The organism is Ferdinandcohnia sp. GQ5 (genome assembly GCF_059759275.1).
Window position 1 is genome coordinate 237,298 of record NZ_JCAXEW010000007.1, and the last position, 7,080, is coordinate 244,377.

Annotated in this window: 5 protein-coding genes; 1 reads left to right on the forward strand and 4 read right to left on the reverse strand. The window is 34.7% G+C overall.

Annotated features, from left to right (window positions below; all coding sequences use genetic code 11):
* Nucleotide 1 precedes the first annotated feature (1 nt).
* Together AC6CHV_RS11120 and AC6CHV_RS11125 are read right to left on the reverse strand one after the other, a co-directional pair.
* Entirely contained in the window at nt 2-1,315 is a 1,314-nt protein-coding gene (locus tag AC6CHV_RS11120; protein WP_341329955.1) for an amidohydrolase, read from the reverse strand.
* A gap of 89 nt (nt 1,316-1,404) precedes the next feature.
* Nucleotides 1,405-2,946: an AbgT family transporter gene (locus AC6CHV_RS11125; protein ID WP_341329954.1), complete on the reverse strand. Its 1,542-nt coding sequence runs from the start codon at nt 2,944-2,946 to the stop codon at nt 1,405-1,407.
* Between the two features lie 170 nt (nt 2,947-3,116).
* Here AC6CHV_RS11125 and AC6CHV_RS11130 point away from each other — a divergent pair, with 170 nt between their 5' ends.
* Nucleotides 3,117-4,445 (forward strand): helix-turn-helix domain-containing protein, encoded by a 1,329-nt coding sequence (locus AC6CHV_RS11130; RefSeq protein WP_341329953.1) that lies wholly within the window; start codon nt 3,117-3,119, stop codon nt 4,443-4,445.
* Nucleotides 4,446-4,511: 66 nt separating this feature from the next.
* On the opposite strand, the gene AC6CHV_RS11135 is transcribed toward AC6CHV_RS11130, so the two are convergent.
* Both AC6CHV_RS11135 and AC6CHV_RS11140 read right to left on the reverse strand, forming a co-directional pair.
* Nucleotides 4,512-5,741 carry an ATP-binding protein gene (locus AC6CHV_RS11135; protein ID WP_341329952.1) on the reverse strand — a complete coding sequence of 410 codons (1,230 nt, stop codon included), beginning with the start codon at nt 5,739-5,741 and terminating at the stop codon, nt 4,512-4,514.
* Between the two features lie 38 nt (nt 5,742-5,779).
* On the reverse strand, nt 5,780-6,982 hold the full coding sequence (locus tag AC6CHV_RS11140; RefSeq protein WP_341329951.1) for a hypothetical protein: 1,203 nt from the start codon (nt 6,980-6,982) through the stop codon (nt 5,780-5,782).
* Between the last annotated feature and the right edge of the window lie 98 nt (nt 6,983-7,080).

A 7,080-nucleotide genomic window follows, 5' to 3' on the forward strand; every position in this document is an offset into this window, starting at 1 on the left:
CTTACCCCCATTGTCGATTTTTCACTGATGTTAAGATGTGTAGAAATGATTCTACTCCAATTTTCATGACTGTTTCATCTATATCGAACTTTTCATTATGATGGCCTGCAGCTAAAGTAGTTCCTAGAATGCTATAGGTTGCAAGTCCCCCATTTTCTTTTACTCTAGCCATCATGTAGGTTGCATCTTCTGACCCCGCAGCAAAAGAAGACGCCTTGACGATAGACTGTACGCCTGTCACATTCCCGATGCTCTCATGCATAAATTCGATTAATTCTTCACTTGAATCGCTAGTACGCGCTTCCCCAACAATGTCATATTCAACATCTACTCCATACATAGAAGCAGCGCCATTTAGTACATTTTTTGCACTTTCTAACATAAATTCATTCACTTCAGTATTGATTCCGCGAGTTTCAACCTTTAAATGAGCATGTTGTGGGATAATATTTCTTCCACTTCCAGCATGAAGTACCCCGACATTAACTCTAGATGCTCCACCACTATGACGAGGGATACTTTGTAAGCCAAGAACCGCAGAAGCAGCAGCAAGTAGAGCATTCTTACCTTCTTCTGGTTTTGCTCCAGCATGTGCAGCCTGTCCAGAAAACGTAACATCTAATTTCGTCGTTGATAAAAATCCATTAGAACCACAAACAACCTCGCCTAAAGGAATACCTGTACCAACATGTGCTGCAATAAATAGATCAACATCATCGACGACTCCTGCTTCAACCATGGATTTTGCACCACGTACGCCTTCTTCAGCTGGTTGAAAAATGAGTTTAATTTTACCCGTCAGTTCCTCTTTCATTCCTGTTAATAGCTTGGCAAGTCCAAGACCGATTGATGTATGCGCATCATGTCCACAAGAATGCATCATCCCAGAATTAACAGACTGGAATTCTTGTCTAACAGGAAAATGATCTTCTGCGTTAGATTCCTGAATATCTAGTGCGTCCATGTCAAATCGTAAACCAACAGTTGGACCTGGTTTTCCTGTATCTAATACACCAACTACGCCTGTATATCCCCCAGATAAATATGGGAGCCACTCTTCTTTTGCGCCTTGCTCTAACGCTCTTTTTTCATGCATTTCAAGTACTGATTGCGGCGGTACACCCATTCGAGCATTATGATCGACTACCTCTTTACCAATCTTAACCTCATAACCCCATTCTGATAGTTTGGAAGCAACAATGGAAGCAGTTCGAAATTCGACCCAACCAGATTCAGCAAATTTATGAAAATCGCGTCTCCATTCAACCATTGATGGATAAATCTCTTCTACCAATTGTGAAAAGTTTCTTGACATCTTGGTCACCCCTTTTAGATGTTAAATGTTTATAGGAGAAGGGTATTAATCCCTCCTCCTAAAACAAATAATCTACTAACTTTTTAATATTAGTTCATGTACATTCCTACACCTGGCCCCACTGGAATACCCAATAGACCAAATACAACTAGCATAATAATCCAGATAATTAAAAATGCGATTGTGTATGGAATCATTAATGCCATCAATGTACCAATTCCAGCTTTTTTATCATATTCATTCATAAATGCGAGGATAATCGCAATATATGGATTAAGTGGTGTCAGCATATTGGTAGATGATTCCCCAATACGATAAGCAACCTGAACAAAAGCAGGATGATAGTTTAATAGCATTAGCATTGGTACAAAGATTGGAGCTTCGAGTGCCCATAATGCCGAACCACTCGTAACAAATAAACTAAGCAATGCCGTTAAGAGCACAAAACCAATGATAACAGCTAAGCCCGAGATATTTGCATGACTTAAGAATTCTGCACAATTAACAGCAATCCATGTAGCAAGATTACTCCAGTTAAAATAGGCAATAAATTGTGCAATTGCAAATACAAGTACGATATAAGGAGCCATTTCGGTAATGGCTGAAGTCATATACTTTGGTACATCAGATGTGCTTTTTATTTTCTTCATTGTTACCCCAAAAGTTACACCGCAGACAACAAAGAAAAGAAAAATAATCGGAATGATTCCACTTAAGAATGGAGAAGGAATTAAACCTCCATCTTCATTTGTTAATGGAGAATTAGGAATATAAATCAAAGTTACAATAGCACCAATATAAATAAGTGCAGCAATCAATGTATTTCTAAGTGCCTTCTTTTCTAACGGATCTACTTCCTGCGATTCCTTGCTAACCTTGCCACCCTCATATGAACCAAGCCTTGGTTCAACGATCTTATCGTTGACAAATACCCCAACTACAGTAAGAACAAATACAGAAGCACTCATGAAAAACCAGTTATCAATAGGAGTAACTACTACATTTGGGTCTATTGTTTTTGCTACTTCTGTGGAAATTCCAGAAAGGAGTGCGTCAGTTCCAGCAACAAGAATGTTTGCCGTAAAACCAATCCCTGCCCCCGCAAATCCTGCAGCTAATCCAGCAATCGGGTGTCTACCCATAGTATGGAAGATAACAGCTGCAAGTGGTGGAATGATAACAAATGCAGCATCAGATGCAATGTTCCCCATAATTGCTACAAAAAACACAGCATAGGTAATAATCGCTTTAGGCGCTTTCATAATAGACTGTTTTATAGCACTTTCAAGCAATCCAACCTTCTGAGCTAGTCCAATCCCTAGCATCATTGTTAAAACGAGGCCTAACGGTTTAAAACCAGTAAAGTTATCCAACATTGTAGTTAATATAAACTGTAGCCCTTCACCAGAAACTAAGCTTTTAATTTCTAGCTCTTCACCAGATCCTGGATGGACAACAGTCACATCAAATAGACTAACGACCCAAGATAACAGAATCATTGATCCTGCTAAATATACGAATAACATAAATGGATGTGGTAGTTTATTACCTAACACTTCAATAAAGTTTAATATTCGCATATATCCTTTTTGATTTTGATTGTTCTGAGTTTCAACTGTTGGTTGAGCCATCACATCACCTCTTTTATTTTGGTTTATTTTCGGACACCTTTTGTCCACTTCCTAATATGGTTTCTATCATAATTGAAAAAATAAATAATTTCAATGTAAGATTCTGACTATTTTCTATAATGCCTATTTTTGCTATAGTATAATAAAAGATAAAAACAAGGAGTTAATAGATGTTTCAACTAGGAATCATCACTGCAAAAAATTCATTAACGTGGATTAGAGAGTTAGAAAACTTTTTTGAAAGGCAATGTAAGTTTACGTTTCTTCCATACGAAAACTTTGATGAAATTAAAGAAATGTATGAGAAAAACGCCCTTTTTATGGATGGCATCATCTTTAGTGGTCAGGTCCCCTATTTTTATATGAAAAAGGAATTAAAGAGCTTTGAAAAACCTACCATTTACTTTGATTTAAAAGAAAGTGATTTTTATAAAACATTATGCAAAACAATTTTAAAAGAAAAGAATTTTGATATTTCAAGAACATTAATTGATTTTATTTTTGAACAAAATAATTTTCTAGGATTAAAGGAATGGTTAGAAGAAGAAGAATTCCCCTACTTTTATAACGAAGATATTGAGTCATTTGACACAGAGACAGTATATGATGACGTGTTTCAACAGCATGTAACCTTATATGAAGCTGGCAAAATCGATTTTTCTTTTACGAGGGTTAGTAGTATATCAAAAAAATTAACTGAATACGGAATCAAGCATGTAGTCGTTTATCCTTCCTTAGAATCAATGATTAAAAAAGTGAATGATTTTATTAATCAAATCAAACTGATGCGTTTAACGGAAAATCAAGTTGTGATTGGGAATATTGCTATTTCAAAGATAACAATAAGCCCCGATACGAATCATGACCTGGAACGGAAAATGTTAATGTTGAATCAAGCCCTGCTAGAATACAATCGAAAAAATCAATATGGCTTTATTATTCAGAGGAACTTCCTAAATTTTGAAGTCATTACAAACTATAAGGCATTGAAGGACATTACAAATGAGTTTACACAATGTTCGCTTTTGTCCGATCTTAAACAAACATTACCATACGAAATAGATATTGGTTGGGGAATCGGAAATACTTTGCAAGAGGCTCGTTTCAATGCTGAACACGCCAACAAAGAAAGAAGAATGGATCGCGGGACATCCTATATTATGACCGAAGATGATCAATTAATCGGACCTCTTGGAGATGAGACATGTTTACAAATTCCAAATCAACTGAACATTCAAATTGAAAAATTTAGTAGCCAAATAGGCATTTCTGCATTACATATCCAAAAAGTAATGGCCGTTATGGAAAAACTTCAAACAACTGAACTTGTTTCTGATGATCTTGCCATTCATTTTGGGATATCTCAAAGAGCTGCAAACCGTATCTTACAAAAGCTTGAGGAAAGGGGAGTAGCAGAAGTTTCTTATAAAAAGCAGAAAAAATTAAGAGGCAGGCCAAAGAAAGTCTATCATATCGATTTCTTAGCTAAATTATCTTAATCTTTCAAAAATAAGCATTATATTTTTATTGTAAAAAATAAAAGCCGACTTCCAGAGTCGACTTTTTTATTGCGTAATCGGTAATATAATCTCTACCTTTGTTCCATTTCCTAGGTTACTATTAATGCTAATTTGTCCATTATGATCTTCAATGATTTTTTTAGACACCATTAAGCCTAGGCCGGTTCCATAATCCTTTGTTGTAAAGAATGGTTGGAACAGCTTTTCCTGTACATCCTCAGGTATTCCACTGCCCTCATCAAGAATGATAATCGATAACATGTTATTGGCAGTTTGGCTGCCATTAATCGTTAGCTTACCACCCTCTGACATGGATTCAAAGCCATTTTTGATGAGATTTAAGAATACCTGCTTCATTTGTTTTTCATCACAATCGATGTCTAAAACAGCTTCATCCATTTTCAGATCAATTACAACATTCCTCGCGTTCTCAGATTGCTCAAAGATTGAAAGGACATACTCAATAAGTTTCTTTAGATTACATTTCGTCACATTAATTTGCCTTGGTTTGCCGATAACCAGTAAATCATTAAGAATTGAATCAATCCGATCAATTTCCTGCTCCATGATCATATATTGTGCCTCATCCTCTTTATGTTTCTCCCGCTGAAGCTGGGTAAACCCTTTTAAAGATGCCAACGGATTACGAATTTCATGACCAATTGTAGTTGCCATCTGCCCGATAAAAGCAAGCTTCTCCTTATTACGGAGCTCCTCATGCGTTACCGATAGTGCTTCGATATACGAGTAGAAACGGGTTAGGAGGATATAGGCAATAAGTGCAAACATACCAATTAGCAGGATTGGTGCCATTACAATACCATTTCCTAATAATAGGCCAATCAATACATATTTCATTGTAATGGCAATTGATACTGTCAGAAAAAATCTCTTATTAATAAAGATAGGAGAGAATAGCAAAAAGACAATTTCAGCTGCATTCCCACTCTTAAAAACTTCATTACTCCCCCAATAAGTGAGTACATCATCCATTCCAGAAACCAAAAGATATGCCAGCACATAATAATATTTGATTAAATGTAGCTTACCTAATTTCATTAAATAAAAAGAGACTGGAATAAGGACAATTATTAATATATAGGCTCCATAAGCAAAATCAGTAGGAAGTCCAATCTTTTCGTTAAAAAATAAAGGGTATATAAAATAATAGAAAAAATCATATAGCACTAAAATGCTATAAAACAATATTAAATATAGACGTAAAGCCTTTTTCTCTTCATGTAAAAGAAGAGTGCTATGTTTTTGATAAGACATATCAATCCTCACTTAGTTAAATGATTATGCTTTTTTTATTATATATTATTTTCCTCACCTGAGTATATAGTCCTATATTCTCTCTTACTTTCGAATTTTTTAAATAATGAGTAGGAGAGTAGTAAAAGGAATATCAACATTTGTGCACAAAAAACGAGAGCATCCCAGAATTTTAGTGATGATACTGACTCAGTAAACCCAGGGAGAACATTTATCATAATATATACTAATTGAGGTAAATAGTAATAGCTAAACATAGAGAAGGTCAACAAAATTCCAATCAAAAAGAAAAAGGAATAGAAAACAATTATTTTATTCTTTACTGCTTTTCGTTTTCTATTTAATAATGCTGTTAAGTATTCAATTCCACTTTCCATCAAATTATAATTCCCCGTACTATTTTCAAAAACATAATAAAGATCTGTTTTCATATAAATACAGCATTGATAAATAATCCGGATGACAATATCGAAAATAATCAAACTAATAATTCCATTAATAAACCCGTGTGAGGATGCGTTAGACATTTTTAAGATTAGGGCAATAAAAAGAATGAAACTATCAAAATACAAGCCTGCTAAAAACAACAAGTTTCGGTCCTTTGAGGAGAGTTTCCACCCTTGTGTAAGGTCCGTTTCAAATACAACAAAAAACAATCGACTGCCAATTTGTAATCGTGTTGGAAGATTAAAAGAACGGATAGCCAAAATATGTCCACATTCATGAATAAAGATTAAAACAATTGAAATTCCGGCATACAAAAGAATATTAAACATCATTGTATCAAAGACAAAAAGATCCTGATAACGAGGAAAAAGATCAGTATCTTTCACAAAAAGAAAGAGATTCACTAACAAAAGTAATGGATAGAAAAAACGAGTAAACCGATTAAAGAAAATCTTCCCTAGTTTCGGTGATATCCATTTAAGGCCTAATTCTTCATGATTACGTGTCTTTTCTAGACTTACTTTTGCTCCATCTACCATTTCTACTAAATCTAACTCCAGCAATTGTTGGCCAAAATCCAGTAAATCAATCTCTTCATCTGGATATTTTTCAATAAGTAGGTGTTCAATTTCACCAAGTGATAAACCGTCGTTAATCAACTCAATTGCATCAATGCATACCACTGGCATTTCATAAAATTCATGAGTTACTAGATCTTCAATAATAAAATTCTTATTATCTGTACGTATCAATAACTCGTGTAAACATATAATAGAATCAGCAGTTAATTGCATTTTTCACACCTACCTATTTTATTCAAAATAAAAGGATGCTCCACTTTTTGTAAGCATCCTTCATTATAAATTAACCTCTTGGTCCACCTGGTACAAAT

Excerpts from the sequence above, each read along its gene's own strand:
- AC6CHV_RS11125 (WP_341329954.1), bottom strand. The coding sequence starts at position 2,946 with ATGGCTCAACCAACAGTTGAAACTCAGAACAATCAAAATCAAAAAGGA.
- AC6CHV_RS11130 (WP_341329953.1), top strand. The coding sequence starts at position 3,117 with ATGTTTCAACTAGGAATCATCACTGCAAAAAATTCATTAACGTGGATT.
- AC6CHV_RS11120 (WP_341329955.1), bottom strand. The coding sequence starts at position 1,315 with ATGTCAAGAAACTTTTCACAATTGGTAGAAGAGATTTATCCATCAATG.
- AC6CHV_RS11135 (WP_341329952.1), bottom strand. The coding sequence starts at position 5,741 with ATGTCTTATCAAAAACATAGCACTCTTCTTTTACATGAAGAGAAAAAG.
- AC6CHV_RS11140 (WP_341329951.1), bottom strand. The coding sequence starts at position 6,982 with ATGCAATTAACTGCTGATTCTATTATATGTTTACACGAGTTATTGATA.